This is a genomic window from Lactobacillus isalae, from assembly GCF_947539375.1.
GTDB lineage: Bacteria > Bacillota > Bacilli > Lactobacillales > Lactobacillaceae > Lactobacillus > Lactobacillus isalae.
Map to the genome: position 1 here is coordinate 462,985 of NZ_OX443569.1, position 17,823 is coordinate 480,807.

Consider the following 17,823-nt stretch of genomic DNA (forward strand, 5'->3'; position numbering starts at 1 on the left):
TAGAAAGAATAAAAATGGCATTTGACTATAAAAAGAATTCAAAGAACTTTATTTACCAAAAAAGCGACCTGAAATTATCAAGGTTCCCAAAATAAATTACATTGCGGTTGCAGGAAATGGCGATCCTAATCAAGAAGATGGAGCTTATAAAAAAGCTTTAGAGCTACTTTATGGACTTGCTTATAGGATCAAGATGAGCAAGAAGGGAGATCATAAAATTCCAGGCTATTTTGATTATGTTGTTCCTCCACTTGAAGGGCTGTGGTGGACAAAGGATAAAAAACAAGTTGATTATGCCCATAAAGAAAATTTCTCTTGGATGTCGATGATTAGAGTGCCTGACTTTGTTACATTAGAAGAATTTGATTGGGCAGTTAAGGCAGCTAGTGAAAAGAAAGAGAAAGATTTCTCACAAGTTAAGTTTTTTTCTTATGAGGAAGGACTTTGTGTTCAAGCCATGCATTGGGGCAGTTATGATGACGAGCCAGCAACAATAGAAAAAATGCATCAATTTGTTAAGAAAGAAAATTATCAGCTTGATATTCAAAATCCAAGATACCATCATGAAATATATTTAAGTGATCCAAGACGGACTAAAGTAGACCGGCGTAAGACTGTAATTAGGCTACCAATTAAGTAATCAGAAGCAAGCAATGAAGCTTGCTTTTTTGTTTAAATTTAATTAGCACTCGACTTGCACAATTGCTAAGTTATGGTATCATATTAATTGTTAGCACAAGAGAAAGAAGAGTGCTAATGATGGGGGCGAGAAAATGTTGACCGAACGGCAAGAACTTATTTTAAAGACTATTATTATGGACTTTACTCAGACACATGAGCCAGTAGGTTCCAAGACCGTGATGAATCAACTGCCTGTCAAGGTCTCAAGTGCAACAGTTCGAAATGAAATGGCGGCTTTGGAAGAACAGGGATTACTTGAAAAGACACACTCTTCAAGTGGTAGAATTCCTTCAACAGCTGGCTATCGCTACTACTTAGATCATTTGATTAATCCGGTAAAGATACCAGCATCCGTCTATAATCGAATTGTTTATCAATTAGATCAACCCTTTCAACAAGTTAATGAAATTGTACAAGAAGCTGCAAAGATTCTGTCTGATTTAACTAACTATACTGCTTTTGCTGCAGGACCTGAGACTCGTTCTGTTAAAGTAACGGGTTTTAGAATTGTTCCTCTTTCTAGTCATCAAGTAATGGCTATTTTAGTAACTGATGATGGTAACGTAAAGAATCAAATTTATACTTTACCTCATCATACTAATGGAGAAGAGATTGAAAAAGCAGTTAGATTGATTAATGATCAATTAGTTGGAAAATCGTTGAGTTCAATTAATGAGGTATTGCTTAAGAGAATTGCCGACCATCTTGTTGCTGGAGGATCAGCACCTGAAATTTTGGATTTGCTCCAAGATGTTATTAAGGATGCTGCAAGCGAGCAAATGTATGTCGATGGTCAGATCAATCTTTTAAGTAATTATGAAAATGATGATTTAACCAAAGTGAAATCACTCTATAAATTAATTGACCAAAATGATGCTATTTCAAGTTTAATTGGTTTTAATCCAGAAGATGGAATAAAGAATGATTCTAATTCAAAAGTTCAAGTTAAACTAGGGTCAGAATTACCGTCAGACTTACTTGAAGATTATAGTTTATTAACTGCACAATATAGTGTTGGTAAATATGGTAAAGGAACAATTGCACTACTAGGACCAACTAACATGCCATACTCGCAGATGATCGGATTACTCGAGTATTTTAGGAATGAACTAGCAAAGAAATTGTTAGATTATTATGGTAGATTTAAGTAAGGAGGTTAGCTGTGAGTAAAGAAGAGTTTCCGCATGAAAAAGATTTAAAAGACGAGGTGACCCCAGATAAGGCACCAAAGAAAGATCCAAAAGCAGCTCCGAAAGAGGAAGTTAAGGAAGATTCAACAAGAGATTATGAAAAAGAAATTGCTGAATTAAGTGCTAAGAATAAGGATCTTGAAGATAAATACTTACGTAGTGAAGCTGAGATTCAAAATATGCAGGCTCGTTATGCAAAAGAACGCGCTCAATTGATTAAATATGAGTCTCAAAGCCTAGCTAAAGAAGTTTTGCCAGCAATGGATAACTTAGAGCGTGCGTTAGCTGTTAAGGCAGATGACGAAGCTGCTAAGCAATTACAAAAAGGTGTTCAGATGACTCTTGATTCATTGATTAAATCAATGAAAGATCAAGGAATTACTGAGATTAAAGCCGAAGGCGAGACTTTTGATCCTTCACTTCATCAAGCTGTTCAAACTGTTGCAGCCGAAAATGATGATCAAAAGGATCACGTAGTTAAAGTTTTACAAAAAGGATATCAATATAAAGATAGAACATTAAGACCAGCAATGGTTGTAGTGGCTCAATAAGAAAGGAAGTTACATATATGTCAAAAGTTATTGGTATTGACTTAGGTACGACTAACTCAGCAGTTGCCGTACTTGAAGGTAAAGAACCTAAGATTATTACTAACCCAGAAGGTAACCGTACTACTCCTTCTGTAGTTGCTTTTAAGAATGGTGAAATTCAAGTTGGTGAAGTTGCCAAGCGTCAAGCTATCACTAACCCTAATACTATTGTTTCAATCAAGAGTCATATGGGTGAAGAAGGCTATAAAGTTAAGGTTGGCGACAAGGAATATACTCCACAAGAAATTTCAGCCTTTATTTTGCAATACATTAAGAAGTTTTCTGAAGATTACTTAGGTGAAAAGGTAACTGATGCAGTTATTACTGTTCCTGCTTACTTTAATGATGCACAACGTCAAGCTACTAAAGATGCTGGTAAAATTGCTGGCTTAAATGTTCAAAGAATTATCAATGAACCAACTGCTTCAGCTTTAGCATATGGCCTTGATAAAGATGAAAATGATGAAAAAGTTTTAGTATACGACCTTGGTGGTGGTACTTTCGACGTTTCCATCTTGCAATTGGGTGATGGTGTCTTCCAAGTATTATCAACTAATGGTGATACTCACCTTGGTGGTGATGACTTTGATAAGAGAATTATGGATTGGTTAATCCAAAACTTTAAGGAAGAAAATGGTGTTGACTTATCTAACGATAAGATGGCACTACAACGTTTAAAGGATGCTGCTGAAAAGGCTAAGAAAGACTTATCTGGCGTTTCATCAACTCACATTTCACTTCCATTTATTTCTGCTGGAGAAGCTGGTCCACTTCACCTTGAAGCTGACTTAACTCGTGCTAAGTTTGATGAATTGACTGATGACTTAGTTCAAAAGACTAAGGTTGCTTTTGACAATGCATTAAGTGATGCTGGATTGAGCGTAAACGATATTGACAAAGTTATTTTAAATGGTGGTTCAACTCGTATTCCTGCAGTTCAAAAAGCTGTTAAGGAATGGGCTGGTAAAGAACCTGACCACTCAATTAACCCTGATGAAGCTGTTGCCTTAGGTGCAGCCATTCAAGGTGGTGTTATTTCTGGTGATGTTAAGGACATCGTTTTACTTGATGTTACCCCATTATCACTTGGTATTGAAACAATGGGTGGTGTTTTCACTAAGCTAATCGATAGAAACACTACTATCCCAACTTCAAAGAGTCAAATCTTCTCAACTGCAGCAGATAATCAACCAGCTGTTGATGTTCACGTTCTTCAAGGTGAACGTCCAATGGCAGCAGATGACAAGACTTTAGGACGTTTTGAATTAACTGATATTCCACCAGCACCACGTGGTGTTCCACAAATTCAAGTTACTTTCGATATCGACAAGAACGGTATTGTAAATGTTTCTGCTAAGGATATGGGTACTGGTAAGGAACAAAAGATTACCATTAAGAGTTCTTCCGGCTTATCAGACGAAGAAATCAAGAAGATGCAAAAAGATGCTGAAGAGCATGCTGAAGAAGACAAGAAACGTAAGGAAGAAGTTGATTTACGTAATGAAGTAGATCAATTAATCTTTACTACTGAAAAGACTTTGAAGGAAACTAAGGGTAAAGTTCCTGAAACTGAAACCAAGAATGTTCAAGATGCTTTAGATGCTTTGAAGAAAGCTCAAAAAGATAACAACTTGGATGAAATGAAAGAAAAGAAGGAAGCTTTATCAAAGGCTGCTCAAGATTTAGCTGTTAAACTTTACCAACAAAATGGCGGTGCTCAAGGTGCTGCTGGTCAAGCTGGACCTCAAGGTGGTCAACCAAACAATGATAATGGCTCAAACAACGGTCAAGGTGGTTCAACTGTTGATGGAGACTTTCATAAGGTAGACCCTGACAAGTAAAAAGATTTATAATTAAATCAAACAAGAAAAGAACTGCGTGATTGTAGTTCTTTTCTTTTATGAATGAAGGAGTTTTCAGATGGCACAACGTGATTATTATGATGTGCTGGGTGTTGATAAGAATGCTAGTGAAAGTGACATTAACAAGGCTTACCGTAAGCTGGCAAAAAAATATCACCCAGACTTAAACCATGAACCTGGCGCTGAAGAAAAATATAAAGAAGTAAATGAAGCATACGAGGTTCTGCATGATAAGCAAAAAAGGGCTCAATATGACCAGTTTGGTCAAGCAGGTGTAAATGGTCAAGGCGGCTTTGGCGGTCAAGGTTTTGGCGGCTTTGGCGGCCAAGGTGGTTACTCATCTCAAGGCTTTGGCGATTTTGGTGATATTTTTGGTGATATCTTTGGCTCAGCATTTGGTGGTGGTAGAAGTCGAGTAGATCCTACTGCACCTCAAAAGGGTCAAGATTTAGATTATACAATGACAATTGACTTTATGGATGCAATCAAGGGTAAGAAGACAGATATTACTTACACTAGAAGTGAAGTTTGTCCAACCTGTGAGGGGTCCGGTGCTGAAAAGGGAACTCATCCAATTACTTGTGATAAATGTCACGGTACCGGTGTTATGACTGTAACTCGTCAAACTCCACTTGGCGTTATCCAACAACAGACTACTTGTGACAAGTGTGATGGACGTGGTTCAATTATTGAGCATCCATGCCAAACATGCCATGGTCAAGGCACAGTCGATAAAAAGCAAACTCTTGAAGTTAAGGTCCCAGCTGGTATTGACAATGGTCAACAAATTCGTTTGAGCGGTCAAGGCGAAGCTGGTAAGAATGGTGGACCTTACGGGGACTTATATATTGTCTTTAGAGTTAAACCAAGTAAAGAATTTAGAAGAAATGGCACTACTATTTATAGTGATGCTCCAATTTCTTTTGCTCAAGCTGCTTTAGGTGATAAGATCCGCGTAAATACTGTTCACGGACCAGTTGATTTGACTATTCCAGCTGGTACTCAACCTAATACTAACTTCAAGTTACGTGGTCAAGGTGTTCCTAAGATTAATGGTACTGGTAACGGGGACCAAGAAGTAACGGTTAAGGTTGTCATTCCAAAGAAGATTAATGATAAGCAAAAAGAAGCTTTAGTTGATTATGTTAAAGCCGGTGGTGGCAATATTTCTCCTCAAGAGAAGAACTTTTTCGAACGTTTAAAAGATAAATTAAACGGAGAATAGTAATAAAACGTATATCTCTAAGATGATGATGGGATATACGTTTTATTTGTATGATAATAATCTATCTTCTGAAAATATTGCATTAAGAATTTTATCTAGTACCCAGCCTTTGATATAATTAATAAAGCGAAAAAGGTGAGAACATGGATATAAAAAAATTACAAGACTATCAAAAACATATTCGAAATTTTTCAATCGTTGCTCATATCGATCATGGTAAGTCAACGATTGCAGACCGTATCTTGGAGCTAACGGATACTGTATCTGAACGTCAAATGAAGAATCAATTACTTGATGATATGCCACTAGAACGTCAGCGTGGTATTACTATTAAGCTTAATTCTGTTGAAGTAAAATATCATGCTAAAGATGGTGAAACATATATTTTTCACTTAATTGATACCCCAGGACACGTAGACTTTTCTTATGAGGTTTCGCGTTCTTTGGCAGCTTGTGAAGGAGCTCTTTTAGTAGTCGATGCAACTCAAGGTGTTCAAGCGCAAACCTTAGCTAATACTTATTTAGCAATTGACGATGATTTAGAGATTTTACCAGTTATTAATAAGATTGACTTACCTTCAGCTGATCCTGAAATGTGTAAGAATGAAATCGAAGAGATGATTGGACTTGATGCGTCAGATGCAGTTGAAGTTTCTGGTAAAACTGGACAAGGTATTCCAGAATTGCTTGAAGAAATTGTCCAAAAAGTTCCTGCTCCAAGTGGTGACTTAAATGCTCCGTTAAAGGCATTGATTTTCGATTCAAAATATGATGATTATCGCGGTGTTGTTTTATCTGTTCGAATTGAAGAAGGAACTGTAAAGCCTGGCGATAAAATTCGAATTATGAATACTGGAAAAGAATTTGAAGTAACAGAAGTTGGTGTTTCAAGTCCACATCCAGTTAAAAAAGACATGCTTATTGCTGGGGATGTTGGATATTTAACGGCAAATATTAAGTCTGTTCGTGAAACTCGTGTTGGTGATACGATTACAAGTGCTGAAAATCCAACTGAAAAGCCACTTCCTGGTTATCGTCAAATTCCACCTATGGTTTATTCTGGTATGTATCCAGTTGATAACCAAAAATATGATGATCTAAAAGAAGCTTTGCAAAAACTTCAATTGAACGATGCAGCCTTAGAATTTGAACCTGAAACTTCGCAAGCTCTAGGCTTTGGATTTCGTTGCGGATTCTTAGGATTACTTCACATGGATGTTGTTCAAGAACGACTTGAGCAAGAATTTGGTATGGATTTAATCATGACTGCACCAAGTGTGGATTACCATGCAATTATGAATGATGGTTCAACTAAGTTGATTGATAATCCTGCTGACTTGCCAGACGCTGGCGAATATAAAGAAGTTCAAGAACCTTATGTTAAGGCAGAAGTGATGGTGCCAAATGACTTTGTTGGTCCGGTAATGGAGCTATGCCAACGAAAACGCGGAGAATTTGTAACCATGGATTATTTAGACAAATACCGTGTTAATGTTATTTACAATATGCCATTAGCAGAAATTATTTATGATTTCTTTGATGAGTTGAAGTCTTCAACTAAAGGCTATGCTTCTCTGGATTATGAGATAACTGGTTATCGTGCAACCGACTTAGTTAAAATTGATATGCTCCTTAACAAGGAACCAATTGATGCTCTTAGTTTCATTGCTCACCGTGAGGAAGCACAAAATCGTGCTCGTCAGATGACAACAATGCTTAAGAAACTGATTCCTCGTCAAAACTTTGAAGTAGATATTCAAGGTGCTATCGGTGCTAAAATTATTTCTCGTGCAACGATTAAGCCATATCGTAAGGACGTTACTTGGAAGATCCATACTGGGGATCCTGATAGACGTGCTAAGTTGCTTGAGAAGCAGCGTCGTGGTAAGAAGAGAATGAAGGCAGTTGGAAAGGTAGAAGTACCTCAAGATGCGTTCATGGCTGTTTTGAAGATGAATGATGATGACATTAAAGGTAAATAATAATATCGACTTTGGAGGTGTACCGAGGCTTCTTGGTACATCTTTTTTGTGTTTAAAAAATCTACGTAAAAAGGAAAATTCTTTGTGATAATCTAGTGCTAACTTAAGAAGTATTATTTTTTAGAAAATGTGTTAGAATTTATAACAGCATTAATAAAATTGAGGATAGAAACAAATGGCAAAGACAAGAAAAAATACTTCTAAGAAAACTTGGATAATTCGAATTGCTGCAATTATTCTATTGATTATTGGTTTAGGGATGATTTTTAACAGTCAGATCCGGGATATGATGGTTCGACAAAATCAAACTACTGCCTTGAAGAAATTAAACAAGGAAACTGTTAAAAAAAATCAAGCCAAAAAAGGAATGTTTGATTTCTCCAAAGTAGAAGAAATTGACTTCGGGCAGGTAACGAAATCAAGAGTTAATAATACAGCTGATGCGATTGGTGCAATTGCAGTTCCAAGTGTAAAAATGTACTTACCTATTATGAAGGGATTAAGTAACGATGCCATGTCAACTGGTGGAGGTACAATGCGACCAGATCAAGTTATGGGAAAAGGTAATTATCCTTTAGCAGGTCACTATATGACAGCAAAAGGCGTTCTCTTTTCACCACTGGAAGATACAAAATTAGGCGAAAAAGTTTACTTAACTAATCTTGATAAAGTTTATGTTTATCGAATCTATATGAAAAAAGTTGTCGATCCAACTGCGGTTTGGTTAGTTGACAATACTAAAGAAAATATTGTAACTTTAATTACCTGTGCAGATGGTGGAGTTAATCGTTGGGCAATTAGAGGAAAATTAATTGCCGAAAAACCGGCAACAGATAAGAATTTACAAGTTTTCAAACTTAAATAAGAAGGATTTGCTTCTGAGTGAAGAAGTAAATCCTTTTTAATTTTTTGCTATAATAGAAAATTAGATGTTTATAAATGATTTAGGTGAACTAGAAAATAATGAAATGGCAACAAAGACAAGCAACTAATTTAGATCAAGATTTAATTGATGACTATGGTTTGACAGATATTCAAGCCAAACTTTTTGCTTTAAGAGGTATTAATACACCAGAAAAACTAGATTTTTGGTTAAATGCTGATGAGAATGACTTAGCTGATCCGTTTTTAATGCATGATATGGAGAAAACTGTAAATCGTATCAATCAAGCTATAGATAATGGCGAAAAAATTACTATCTACGGTGATTATGATGCTGATGGAATTACAGCAACTAGTATTATGATGGATACGCTAGAAATTTTGGGTGCTGATGTTCATTTCTTTATTCCCAACCGTTTTAAAGATGGTTATGGGCCGAGTATGAGTCGCTATAAGGACATAGTAAAGGATGGCACTAAATTAATTATTACCGTTGATAATGGGGTGACAGGTGTTGACGAAATTAAATATGCTCAAGACCATGATGTTGATGTGATTTTGACTGACCACCATACTTTTCAAAATCAAAAACCGGCAGCTTTTAGTACGGTTCACTGCAATTATCCAGGTCAAAAATATCCTTTTGATGATTATTGCGGAGCTGGGGTAGCATACACGATTTGCCGGGCTTTAATGCAAGATACAATGCCAGAACTATTAGATTTAGCCATGATTGGGACGATTGGTGATATGGTTAAGGTTACTGGTGAAGGACATATCATTGTAAAACGTGGATTAGATATTTTAAATCAAACCGAACGACCAGGACTTCGTGCTTTAATTAAGCAAGCGGGTTTGACAATGGGACAGATTACGGCAACTGATGTCGGTTTTAATATTGCCCCTAGATTAAATGCTGTTGGCCGGCTAGCAAATGCCAATTTAGCTGTTGAATTGCTATTAAGTGATGATGAAGAACAAGCAGAGGAGATAGCAAATAAAATTGAAGAACTAAACAATGAACGAAAGGAACTGACTGCTGAGGTTTATGAAGATTGTTTAGCTCAAGTTGAGAAAAAAGGTTGGCAGCATCGAGATACATTAGTACTCTATAACCCGGACTTTCATGAGGGAGTTTTAGGACTAGTAGCAAATAAAGTCGTTGAAAAATTACATAAGCCAACTTTGGTTCTTACTAAAGATGAAACAGGAGAATTAAAAGGCTCTGGACGTTCAAGTAGTGGCTTTAATTTATTTGATGCACTAGAACCAATGAAAGATGACCTCTTAGACAAGTTTGGCGGTCATGACTTTGCCTGTGGTTTATCCTTAAACATTGATAAACTTGACGAATTACGTTCACGTTTTGAAAAGAGTTTTAAGCCAAGTACAGACCCTGAAGTAAAAAATTTTGACTTTGAGTTAAATTTAAGAGAAGTCAAACCCGAAACTTTAGAAGAAATTAATTTAGTCGGTCCTTTTGGAACAGGTAATCCTGAACCAATTTTTAGTATTAGCGAACCTCACGTTAAGAGCTTATTTAAGATGGGCAAAGATAAAAATCATGTAAAATTTACAGCTGAGAAAAATAATGGCAAGCTTACAGTTGTGGGTTTTAACAAGGGATTTTTAAATCAAAATTTGCTGCCATTTATAAAAGATCTCTATGTTACTTTGTCTATTAATACTTGGAAGAATGTGTCCACTGTGCAGGGAATGCTAGCTGGAATTGAGTACGGCGCACCAAAATTAGCTGTTTTTGATCAAGTAATTGATATGCGGCAAGAAGATTATGTAATGGGCTTTGCGGATAAATATTTGATTTTTGATAAAAATACTGTTTCTTGGGCTCGAAATGGATTAGGTATTCCAGCAGAAAAAATTAGTTTAGCCAAAGATTATAACGGAAATGCTGAAGTAGTTGCTTTATTGGATACCCCTCGTAATCAACTAGAGTTGAATACGGCCTTAGAAAATAACTATCAGCAGTTATATTTGCGTTTTTTATTTGATCAATTGCCGATTAATAATTTGCCAAGTAGGGATGCCTTTGGTAAAACCTTAAAATATATTTATGCGCATCCTAATTTAACAATTGATGATTACCAAGCTGTTTCTTCTTATCTTGGCTTAGACTATCAAGCTGTATTGTTTATTTTAAGAGTATTTTTTGAATTGCGATTTGTTTCGTTTACGGAGGGAAAAATTGTTGGCAATAAAAATCCTGAAAGCAAGAAACTAACAGCTTCGAAGTATTTTAACAGTGTGGCCGCTCAAATTAAGTTTACTAATCAATTAAGAACAATGCCGACAAACCAGTTGATTAATTATGTTAAACAATATTTGAAGTGATCATTACTAGTTATAAATTGTTAAAAAGTTCGGCTTAAGCCTGATTTTAAAGAAAAAATTTGGTAAAATATACAAGTCAAAGACCGTCAGGTCAAATTATTAAATGAGAGTCTAAAATGGAGGTTTCTCTTTAAATGGCGATTGATTTTAAAGAACACATTGCAAGTGTACAGGATTTCCCAAATAAAGGCATTGTCTTTCGCGATATTACCCCAATCTTGCAAGATGGTAAGTTATATCGTGCTGCTACTCATGAATTAGCTGAATATGCTAAGAGCCGTGGAGCTGAAGTTATTGTTGGACCAGAAGCACGTGGATTTATTGTTGGCTGTCCTGTTGCAACAGAATTAGGAGTTGGTTTCGTACCAGCTCGTAAGCCTCATAAGTTGCCACGCGAAGTAGAAAGTGCTTCTTATGATTTAGAATACGGTTCTAATGTCTTAGAAATGCATAAAGATGCAATTAAGCCTGGACAAAAAGTTGTAATTTGCGATGACTTAATGGCAACTGCTGGTACTCTTCACGCAACTAAGGAATTAATTGAAAACCTAGGTGGAGAAGTAGTTGGTGCAGCATTTTATATTGAATTAACTGACTTAAAGGGAAGAGAACAATTCCCAGATTTAGATATTTATAGTCTTGTAAAGTACCACGGTGCTTAATAACACAATTAAAACCCTAGAGCAATAAGGCTTTAGGGTTTTTACATGTAATATTAAAATACAAAAAGGGACAGAAAAGGGACAAATTTATTTGAAATCTTGTATAGCTTCATCAAACTTTAAATGCTGTTTGTGTGTAATATGAAGATATATTTTTCTGGTAATATCTGAATCACCATGACCAACTCTGTCAGTAATTAAACTTAATGGGTATCCTTCTTCTGCAAGTTTAGAAACATGAGTGTGACGAAAAATATGCGAAGTAATCTGCTTTTTCCATTCTTGACTTGTAACAAATTTTCTTAAAAATCTACTTACGGTTAATATGCTTATCGGTCCATGGCTATATTTATTGTGAAACAGAAAATCATCAGCACTTTGGTCTTTAGCAAGCTTTCGATAAATTAAAACTGCTTCTTTAGGAAGGACGATAGTGCGATGACTAGCTGTGGTTTTGGTAAACTCTTGTCTTTCATTTCTATGACCATCTGTATTGATTAAAGTTCCTGAAATATTAACGTACCACATGTGTGTTTCTGGATCTTGAAAAATATTTTTTACTAGCAATGCACACCCTTCACCCACACGCATTCCTGTTAAGTAAAGCATTTTAAATAAAGCATAAAGATCAGTTCTATTTTTCTTCAAGCAATAATCAAAAACTTCTTTCAGTTCTTTGTCAGTTAGATACCAGTTTTCAATTCGTTCTTGTTTTTTAGCACGATCATTTTTAAAATTAATTTTAACTTTAAGAGCAGGATTTTCTTTTGCGTAACCAAATTGCATTGCAAAATCAAATAACTTTAAAAAGATCACATGATAATGATGTGCCGATCCATTCGATAATTTATCTTTATATAAAATATCATTAATATATATGTTAAGCTCAGTAGTAGTAATAGAAGTGACTGATCTATCTTTAAATTGCTTAGATAGTTTATTAAGATAAGCAAAATAGGTATCTAAGGTTTTAGGGGCTAATCCTTGCTGAGCTAAGTTATCTTTAAGCTTATCTATTAATTTATCCATTGTAATTTGCTTAACAGACTGTATGCTTAGTTTTTCCTTGATAGCATTTTTAACCTTAATTTCGGCTAAATTCCGAGCGTGTGCAGTGTTTTTAGTAATTGTGGTAGAACTCTTGTGTACACCCACAAAAGAAGGATCAGTATACCTAATTGAGTATTTAAACTTGCCATTTTTTAAAGGCTCCACTTGAGGAGTATAATATTTGACCATTTGATTTTTATCTCCATTTTGTTAAAATAGGGTAGACGAAAGGGACTGATTTAATAATCAGACTTTCGCATACACTTATTTCACATATGGAAATCTTCCTTTTTTATTTTGTATATTTGATTCCCATAATGTGCATTAATAGACCCGTGAAGTGTTACCAGCGCTTTTTGCGGGTCTTTTTTTGTTTATTTATTCATCAATTGATTATAAGCCTCTTTAGTATCATCAATATTAAGCATGTCGGAAAAATCCGAAGCCATTTCATCTAAATAATTATTTAACAGTGTCTTTTGATCTTCAGAAAAACTGTCAGATTCAGCAGAATCAATTATATCTTTTACTTTGTCACAATCATCTTTCATTTCGTCTAACTTATCATCATCTTTTGAACTATCTTCGTCATTGTCTTCATCTAATGACTCACCAGCTGATCCTCCTAAATCATCAGCTAGATCACTAACAGATTCGTGTTGATCGTCTGCTACATTTTCAGCAACATCGATCATAGCATCAAACATTTTTGTTAAATCGCTAGCTTGTGAACTTGAAAGATCATCTGAATCACCAACATCATCCATGATAGATTGTACTGCAACGACACATTTTCGATAGGCATCAAAGCCTTGTGCTTGTACACTATTTGAATCTTTAAAAAGTTTCTTTTTTCGTTGAAGAGGATGTGACACCTGCTCATCATCTGGGTGGGTAAGTGCTATTCCAACAACTGAACTTCCGAAACCTAAAAATGCTACAAAAGATATTACTGTTCCTATAACAGAAATCTTCTTTAATTTATCTTTCTTTTTAATAAATACAATTACTAAAAAGATTAAAAAACCTATAGTACTTAACAAACCAACTAAAGATAAAATTGTAGCAATTACTACATACGTATCCATTACTTCCTCCACATACTCATATATTTTTTTAGTTTTACGTCATTACGGACAATAACTTAAGCTATTATCCAGTCTTCTGTACAATCAGGCAATAAATAATAAAACTTAAGCGGAATATAAAAACTTTCTGCAAAATTGAAACAGGTAGAGAAATTAAAATCATTTTCCTTACAATATTCAATAAATAAATTGATTGCGAATTTGTTTGCATCTGCTTCACCTTTGTCTATATTGCTGATCGAAGCATGATAAGAACATGGTATACCAGTTTGTATATGACCGATTTCATGAGCAAAGATAAATGGTATTTCTAGTTCATTATGCCATTTATTGTTAACTACTACTAAATCAGCAGGAATAATATAACTTTTGCCACCTACATCATCAGGTAGTTCATTGGTTAGACAAGCACCGATACCGTGATCGAAACAATAATTCATTAACCAATTAATTAAATTATTGTAATTACGTCTATTAAGATAATTCATATATTTACCATTTACCTTTATATTCATCCTTAATTAATTCAGGATGATTTTTTAAATATGTTTCGGCTATCGAGTCGATCATATCGTTTAAGTCGTCAGGAATATGTCCTCCATAGGGCATTCCTAAATCCTTCCATTGGATTTTACCTTCGGTTTTGTCCTTGTCTGTAGATGCACCAGTTAATTCATCTGGTGTCATATTAAAAACTCGTGCTACCTTCTTTAAACTATTATAACTAGGTTCAGTGTACTTCCAGCGGTATATAGAACGAGTACCTAAATTAGCCTTATCATTTACTTCATTTAAAGTCATTCCATGCTCTTTAGCTAATTTTTTTATTCTCTCAAATGTTGTCATATCAACGATCCTTTCAATCGTTGACAAAATAATACGTAAAAATACATAAAAATAGTTGAAAAATATGTAAAATTGCGTAATAATAATACATGTCAACGAGTTACGTGATAAATCACGTGATAATTTACGATAATAAAAAAGCTACTAAATCTTGTATGGGGATACTGTGATTTTGCTTATTTATTATGCTTTTATATTCGCACTTTTACATAAAAATGTCAATAAAATATGTAATTTATGTGATAATTCCCGTGAATTTTCCCGTGAACGTTCCCGTAAGTTGTTGAATATAACAATACCGAGGTGAATAGAAATGCCAATTGAAGAACGTTTAGAAAGGACTCAAAAAGAAATCGAATCTGAAATCAGAATTGCAATGCTTGAAAAAGATATCACTCAAACACAATTAGCTGATGATTTGAACATTTCCAAGAATGTAGTCAGTGAAGCTGTTAGAGGATACAACACTCCTAGAGCAAAAAAAGCTAGAAAGAAAATTCGTAAGTGGTTAGGAATGGAAGAAAGCAATGAATAATTTAGTAATTATGAAAGATCGTCAAGCTGTAACAGATAGCTTAAAGGTGGCTGAATCATTCGATAAGAAACATAAAAACGTCTTACAAAATATTCAAAATTTGGCGGCTGAAAATTCAGCCACGAAAAAAATGTTTGTTGAAAGCACCTATGTAAATCGTGGTAAAGAGTATCCAATGATTTATATGAATCGCGATGGATTCACTTTATTGGCTATGGGATTTACTGGTAAGAAAGCCTTAGATTTCAAACTCAAATACATTCAAGCCTTCAATGAGATGGAAAAACGAATTCGTCAGCCTAAATCTGAACGGCTTGAAATTATGAGAAAAAATTCAGCTACAAAAAGAGCGGGTGTACTTTACAAGATTGCAATGGCAACTGATTCTAACATTTCTCGTCAAAAGCTTTTACATAAGGCAGCCGAAGCGTTAACTGGAGAGAAGTTAGTTCCTGTAATGCAGGACAAGTATTATTCAGTAGAAGAAGTAGGACAACAATTGAATTTAACAACTGATTTAATTGATGAAATTGCTAATCAAATTCATTTAAAAGCTGAATATTCCGGTCAAAATCAGTATGGTAGTTGGATCAATAGCGATATTCCTGAATGGTTTTATACCAAACAAGGTATTGAATTAATTGATATGTATAAATTTATTGCGAGGAAAAATCATGAAAGATAATAATTTACACCAAATTTGCCCACCAAGAATTAAGCCATTAACTCCTAAAGAACAAAAAATGATGGAAAAAGCTTTTGATGAACTATTTAAGGAAGATGATTGTCGTGGATGAAATTTTAACACCTAAGGAAGTGCAAGAAAAATACGATTGGTCGAAAAGAACTTGGTCTAGGAGACGTGATGAATGTTTAGTTTCTCCATATAAAGATGCAATTGTAATGGAAACCAAGCGGAGATCTCACGTTAAGGCTAAGAGATTTGAAGAATTTTTAGAGTGGAAGTCACAGCAAATCTATAATGAGCAGTTTGGTTTAGTTTAGGAGTAAAAAATGAGCAAGTGGATTAACAGTAAGATTAACGAATTTATGGGCACTCAATTAACAGTAAGAGAAACAGAAATTCTTACGATGAGTACTGCAATTACAGCATTAGTAGCATTCACATTCGTCATGTACAATGCGATTTTCCCGAATATTTAAGAGGATTTTATGAAAGAAAGTATATACAGAATAACTTGGTCTGTAGTTATCACAATGATTTTAGGTGTAACAAGTCGAATGTTAGATATACCATTAGATATTTTCACCTTAACCTTAGTCGTTTGGCTAATGTGTGATACCGAATTGAGGTACAGGAAAAATGAGAAAAATAAGTAATTTACTGCAAGGGATTAAGCATACCAATCCTTTGAAAGAAAGCAATGAAGCAAAGCTACTATGTAGCAATGCGTACTACAAATATAGAGAGGTGGTCGAACCGTGGAAGCAAAAACAGGCAAAGAGTTATTAGGTGCAATTCATGATGAAAATGGATTTGAACGTAGACAGGACTTTGAAGGCTCGGATGTTTGGCTAGTTCAAATTGGTAATTGTGTCTATTATGTTGGGTCAGAAAACGGAACTGATTTTCATGATTTCAGAGATTTACTTAATAACCGTCAAGCTATCATCGGTAACAACCATTTGATGGAAGAATTAGATACTAATTCACACGACTTTTTTGAAGAGTTCTGTACGTCCAGTACAGACAGTATTGAAGATTTTTGTCAATCACTTGCAGAAAGTAGTTACCATTGTGAGGATTTAAGCCTATGTTAGATGAATTTCAAAAATGGCAATATGATACCGAACAAGCTATCAATGAATGGCCTGATAAATTGGTTGAAGAAGCTCTTAAGCAAGGTACTTATGATAAAGCTGAAAGATGGTTAAAACGTAAACAGCCTGATTATTCAGATAGTTTTTTAGGTAAACCAGAAGAACAATTTATTGTCACGATTAAAGTAATTTACGATGAAGCAATTCATAAATTACGTAGATTAGCGATGAAACAAAAGGTAGGTAAATAAAAATGGAAAATAAAAATACTAAAAAAATATTGGAACTATTAGATAAAGTAAGAGAAAAAGTAGAGTCAGGCGAAATTGATGCACTAGTAATTTCAGGTTGCGGTGAAAACATAGCAGTTGAACAAGTATGTGGTAATCCATTCACTACTATTGGATTGGCTAAATCAATATATGATAAGACGCTTCAAAAAGGTAAAAAGGAAGACGGCGCAATTGACATTATGAATATTCTTTCTGGCCTTTTAGACGAGGACTAAGCGTTGCTAAAACAAGCAAGAACATGGAAAGATATTCCTGGATATGAAGGATTGTATCGAATAAGTACTTCTGGGGAAATATATAGCTATCCAAGAAAAGGCAATTTCGGTCGTAATCATTTTTTGAAAATCCGTGTAGATAAAGGCGGGTATTTACGAGTTCTATTGTCTAAAAATAGTAAGTCCAAAGAAATGTTAGTCCATCGTTTAGTAGCAAAAGCATTTTTACCTAATCCTCATAACTTACCTGAAGTTAATCATAAGGATGAAAATACCAAAAATAATAATGTTTCGAATTTAGAATGGTGTACTTCTAAATACAACAGCAATTATGGAACTAGAAATAAAAGAATGGCTAAATCTTTAACAAATGGTCCATGCTCAAAGCAGGTAGCACAATATACTCTTGATGGTAAATTTATAAAGCTTTGGCCTTCAACCATGGAATGCGATCGGAATGGTTACGATTTTAGAAACGTTTCAGCTTGTTGTAGAGGAGAAAGAACAAAAGCTTATGGCTATAGATGGTTTTACTTGAGCAAAGAGGGTGATGAAATTTGTTTGAATTAAGACCTTACCAAAAAGAAA

The 17,823-nt window shown here is 34.8% G+C and carries 21 protein-coding genes and 1 pseudogene; 18 read left to right on the forward strand and 4 right to left on the reverse strand.

Annotated elements, in window-relative coordinates:
- Positions 1 to 14 precede the first annotated feature (14 nt).
- The 9 genes and pseudogenes from QM512_RS02180 to QM512_RS02220 all read left to right on the forward strand — a co-directional run bounded on the left by QM512_RS02180 (position 15) and on the right by QM512_RS02220 (position 11,426).
- A pseudogene (locus tag QM512_RS02180) lies at positions 15 to 640 on the forward strand (GyrI-like domain-containing protein).
- Positions 641 to 773: 133 nt separating this feature from the next.
- Complete coding sequence (hrcA, locus tag QM512_RS02185; RefSeq protein ID WP_282805898.1) at positions 774 to 1,832, forward strand: heat-inducible transcriptional repressor HrcA; 1,059 nt, start codon at positions 774 to 776, stop codon at positions 1,830 to 1,832.
- 11 nt (positions 1,833 to 1,843) lie between these two features.
- The gene (grpE, locus tag QM512_RS02190) at positions 1,844 to 2,422 is read left to right on the forward strand and encodes a nucleotide exchange factor GrpE (RefSeq protein ID WP_282805899.1); all 579 of its coding nucleotides are present in this window, start codon (positions 1,844 to 1,846) and stop codon (positions 2,420 to 2,422) included.
- A 17-nt stretch (positions 2,423 to 2,439) separates the two neighbouring features.
- Positions 2,440 to 4,302: a molecular chaperone DnaK gene (gene dnaK / locus QM512_RS02195; RefSeq protein ID WP_282805900.1), complete on the forward strand. Its 1,863-nt coding sequence runs from the start codon at positions 2,440 to 2,442 to the stop codon at positions 4,300 to 4,302.
- A gap of 79 nt (positions 4,303 to 4,381) precedes the next feature.
- Positions 4,382 to 5,548 carry a molecular chaperone DnaJ gene (dnaJ, locus tag QM512_RS02200; protein WP_282805901.1) on the forward strand — a complete coding sequence of 389 codons (1,167 nt, stop codon included), beginning with the start codon at positions 4,382 to 4,384 and terminating at the stop codon, positions 5,546 to 5,548.
- Positions 5,549 to 5,691: 143 nt separating this feature from the next.
- Positions 5,692 to 7,530, forward strand: coding sequence for a translation elongation factor 4 (gene lepA, locus QM512_RS02205; protein ID WP_282805902.1), 1,839 nt, complete (start codon positions 5,692 to 5,694; stop codon positions 7,528 to 7,530).
- A 175-nt stretch (positions 7,531 to 7,705) separates the two neighbouring features.
- Positions 7,706 to 8,395 (forward strand): class A sortase, encoded by a 690-nt coding sequence (locus QM512_RS02210; RefSeq protein WP_282805903.1) that lies wholly within the window; start codon positions 7,706 to 7,708, stop codon positions 8,393 to 8,395.
- Between the two features lie 98 nt (positions 8,396 to 8,493).
- The gene (recJ, locus tag QM512_RS02215; RefSeq protein ID WP_282805904.1) at positions 8,494 to 10,764 is read left to right on the forward strand and encodes a single-stranded-DNA-specific exonuclease RecJ; all 2,271 of its coding nucleotides are present in this window, start codon (positions 8,494 to 8,496) and stop codon (positions 10,762 to 10,764) included.
- Between the two features lie 134 nt (positions 10,765 to 10,898).
- The gene (locus QM512_RS02220) at positions 10,899 to 11,426 is read left to right on the forward strand and encodes an adenine phosphoribosyltransferase (RefSeq protein WP_282805905.1); all 528 of its coding nucleotides are present in this window, start codon (positions 10,899 to 10,901) and stop codon (positions 11,424 to 11,426) included.
- Between the two features lie 87 nt (positions 11,427 to 11,513).
- Here the strand turns inward: QM512_RS02220 and QM512_RS02225 are convergent, their stop codons facing one another.
- From QM512_RS02225 to QM512_RS02240, 4 genes are all read right to left on the reverse strand, one after another.
- A complete protein-coding gene (locus QM512_RS02225; RefSeq protein WP_282805906.1) occupies positions 11,514 to 12,665 on the reverse strand; it encodes a tyrosine-type recombinase/integrase in 1,152 nt (383 codons plus the stop codon).
- Positions 12,666 to 12,850: 185 nt separating this feature from the next.
- Positions 12,851 to 13,564 (reverse strand): hypothetical protein, encoded by a 714-nt coding sequence (locus QM512_RS02230; protein ID WP_282805907.1) that lies wholly within the window; start codon positions 13,562 to 13,564, stop codon positions 12,851 to 12,853.
- Between the two features lie 56 nt (positions 13,565 to 13,620).
- Positions 13,621 to 14,052 carry an ImmA/IrrE family metallo-endopeptidase gene (locus QM512_RS02235; RefSeq protein WP_282805908.1) on the reverse strand — a complete coding sequence of 144 codons (432 nt, stop codon included), beginning with the start codon at positions 14,050 to 14,052 and terminating at the stop codon, positions 13,621 to 13,623.
- A 4-nt stretch (positions 14,053 to 14,056) separates the two neighbouring features.
- On the reverse strand, positions 14,057 to 14,410 hold the full coding sequence (locus QM512_RS02240) for a helix-turn-helix domain-containing protein (protein ID WP_282805909.1): 354 nt from the start codon (positions 14,408 to 14,410) through the stop codon (positions 14,057 to 14,059).
- A 313-nt stretch (positions 14,411 to 14,723) separates the two neighbouring features.
- Between QM512_RS02240 and QM512_RS02245 the strand changes: the two genes are divergently transcribed.
- From QM512_RS02245 to QM512_RS02285, 9 genes are all read left to right on the forward strand, one after another.
- The gene (locus QM512_RS02245) at positions 14,724 to 14,945 is read left to right on the forward strand and encodes a helix-turn-helix domain-containing protein (RefSeq protein ID WP_282805910.1); all 222 of its coding nucleotides are present in this window, start codon (positions 14,724 to 14,726) and stop codon (positions 14,943 to 14,945) included.
- The gene (locus tag QM512_RS02250) at positions 14,938 to 15,630 is read left to right on the forward strand and encodes a Rha family transcriptional regulator (protein ID WP_282805911.1); all 693 of its coding nucleotides are present in this window, start codon (positions 14,938 to 14,940) and stop codon (positions 15,628 to 15,630) included. Before QM512_RS02245 ends, QM512_RS02250 begins: the two co-directional genes overlap by 8 nt.
- The gene (locus tag QM512_RS02255; RefSeq protein WP_282805912.1) at positions 15,620 to 15,742 is read left to right on the forward strand and encodes a hypothetical protein; all 123 of its coding nucleotides are present in this window, start codon (positions 15,620 to 15,622) and stop codon (positions 15,740 to 15,742) included. The genes QM512_RS02250 and QM512_RS02255 overlap by 11 nt, the downstream gene beginning before the upstream one ends.
- Positions 15,726 to 15,950 carry a hypothetical protein gene (locus tag QM512_RS02260; RefSeq protein ID WP_282806441.1) on the forward strand — a complete coding sequence of 75 codons (225 nt, stop codon included), beginning with the start codon at positions 15,726 to 15,728 and terminating at the stop codon, positions 15,948 to 15,950. The genes QM512_RS02255 and QM512_RS02260 overlap by 17 nt, the downstream gene beginning before the upstream one ends.
- A 9-nt stretch (positions 15,951 to 15,959) precedes the next feature.
- Complete coding sequence (locus QM512_RS02265) at positions 15,960 to 16,109, forward strand: hypothetical protein (protein WP_192574204.1); 150 nt, start codon at positions 15,960 to 15,962, stop codon at positions 16,107 to 16,109.
- Positions 16,110 to 16,388: 279 nt separating this feature from the next.
- A complete protein-coding gene (locus QM512_RS02270) occupies positions 16,389 to 16,727 on the forward strand; it encodes a hypothetical protein (RefSeq protein WP_282805913.1) in 339 nt (112 codons plus the stop codon).
- Positions 16,721 to 16,978: a hypothetical protein gene (locus QM512_RS02275; RefSeq protein ID WP_282805914.1), complete on the forward strand. Its 258-nt coding sequence runs from the start codon at positions 16,721 to 16,723 to the stop codon at positions 16,976 to 16,978. The genes QM512_RS02270 and QM512_RS02275 overlap by 7 nt, the downstream gene beginning before the upstream one ends.
- Before the next feature lie 2 nt (positions 16,979 to 16,980).
- Positions 16,981 to 17,235: a hypothetical protein gene (locus QM512_RS02280; RefSeq protein WP_094496520.1), complete on the forward strand. Its 255-nt coding sequence runs from the start codon at positions 16,981 to 16,983 to the stop codon at positions 17,233 to 17,235.
- 3 nt (positions 17,236 to 17,238) lie between these two features.
- Positions 17,239 to 17,805 carry an NUMOD4 domain-containing protein gene (locus tag QM512_RS02285; RefSeq protein ID WP_094496521.1) on the forward strand — a complete coding sequence of 189 codons (567 nt, stop codon included), beginning with the start codon at positions 17,239 to 17,241 and terminating at the stop codon, positions 17,803 to 17,805.
- Positions 17,806 to 17,823: the final 18 nt, after the last annotated feature.

Coding starts and splice junctions, on each gene's coding strand:
- hrcA (WP_282805898.1), top strand. CDS start 774: ATGTTGACCGAACGGCAAGAACTTATTTTAAAGACTATTATTATGGAC.
- dnaK (WP_282805900.1), top strand. CDS start 2,440: ATGTCAAAAGTTATTGGTATTGACTTAGGTACGACTAACTCAGCAGTT.
- dnaJ (WP_282805901.1), top strand. CDS start 4,382: ATGGCACAACGTGATTATTATGATGTGCTGGGTGTTGATAAGAATGCT.
- lepA (WP_282805902.1), top strand. CDS start 5,692: ATGGATATAAAAAAATTACAAGACTATCAAAAACATATTCGAAATTTT.
- QM512_RS02210 (WP_282805903.1), top strand. CDS start 7,706: ATGGCAAAGACAAGAAAAAATACTTCTAAGAAAACTTGGATAATTCGA.
- recJ (WP_282805904.1), top strand. CDS start 8,494: ATGAAATGGCAACAAAGACAAGCAACTAATTTAGATCAAGATTTAATT.
- QM512_RS02220 (WP_282805905.1), top strand. CDS start 10,899: ATGGCGATTGATTTTAAAGAACACATTGCAAGTGTACAGGATTTCCCA.
- QM512_RS02225 (WP_282805906.1), bottom strand. CDS start 12,665: ATGGTCAAATATTATACTCCTCAAGTGGAGCCTTTAAAAAATGGCAAG.
- QM512_RS02230 (WP_282805907.1), bottom strand. CDS start 13,564: ATGGATACGTATGTAGTAATTGCTACAATTTTATCTTTAGTTGGTTTG.
- QM512_RS02235 (WP_282805908.1), bottom strand. CDS start 14,052: ATGAATTATCTTAATAGACGTAATTACAATAATTTAATTAATTGGTTA.
- QM512_RS02240 (WP_282805909.1), bottom strand. CDS start 14,410: ATGACAACATTTGAGAGAATAAAAAAATTAGCTAAAGAGCATGGAATG.
- QM512_RS02245 (WP_282805910.1), top strand. CDS start 14,724: ATGCCAATTGAAGAACGTTTAGAAAGGACTCAAAAAGAAATCGAATCT.
- QM512_RS02250 (WP_282805911.1), top strand. CDS start 14,938: ATGAATAATTTAGTAATTATGAAAGATCGTCAAGCTGTAACAGATAGC.
- QM512_RS02255 (WP_282805912.1), top strand. CDS start 15,620: ATGAAAGATAATAATTTACACCAAATTTGCCCACCAAGAATTAAGCCA.
- QM512_RS02260 (WP_282806441.1), top strand. CDS start 15,726: ATGATTGTCGTGGATGAAATTTTAACACCTAAGGAAGTGCAAGAAAAA.
- QM512_RS02265 (WP_192574204.1), top strand. CDS start 15,960: ATGAGCAAGTGGATTAACAGTAAGATTAACGAATTTATGGGCACTCAA.
- QM512_RS02275 (WP_282805914.1), top strand. CDS start 16,721: ATGTTAGATGAATTTCAAAAATGGCAATATGATACCGAACAAGCTATC.
- QM512_RS02280 (WP_094496520.1), top strand. CDS start 16,981: ATGGAAAATAAAAATACTAAAAAAATATTGGAACTATTAGATAAAGTA.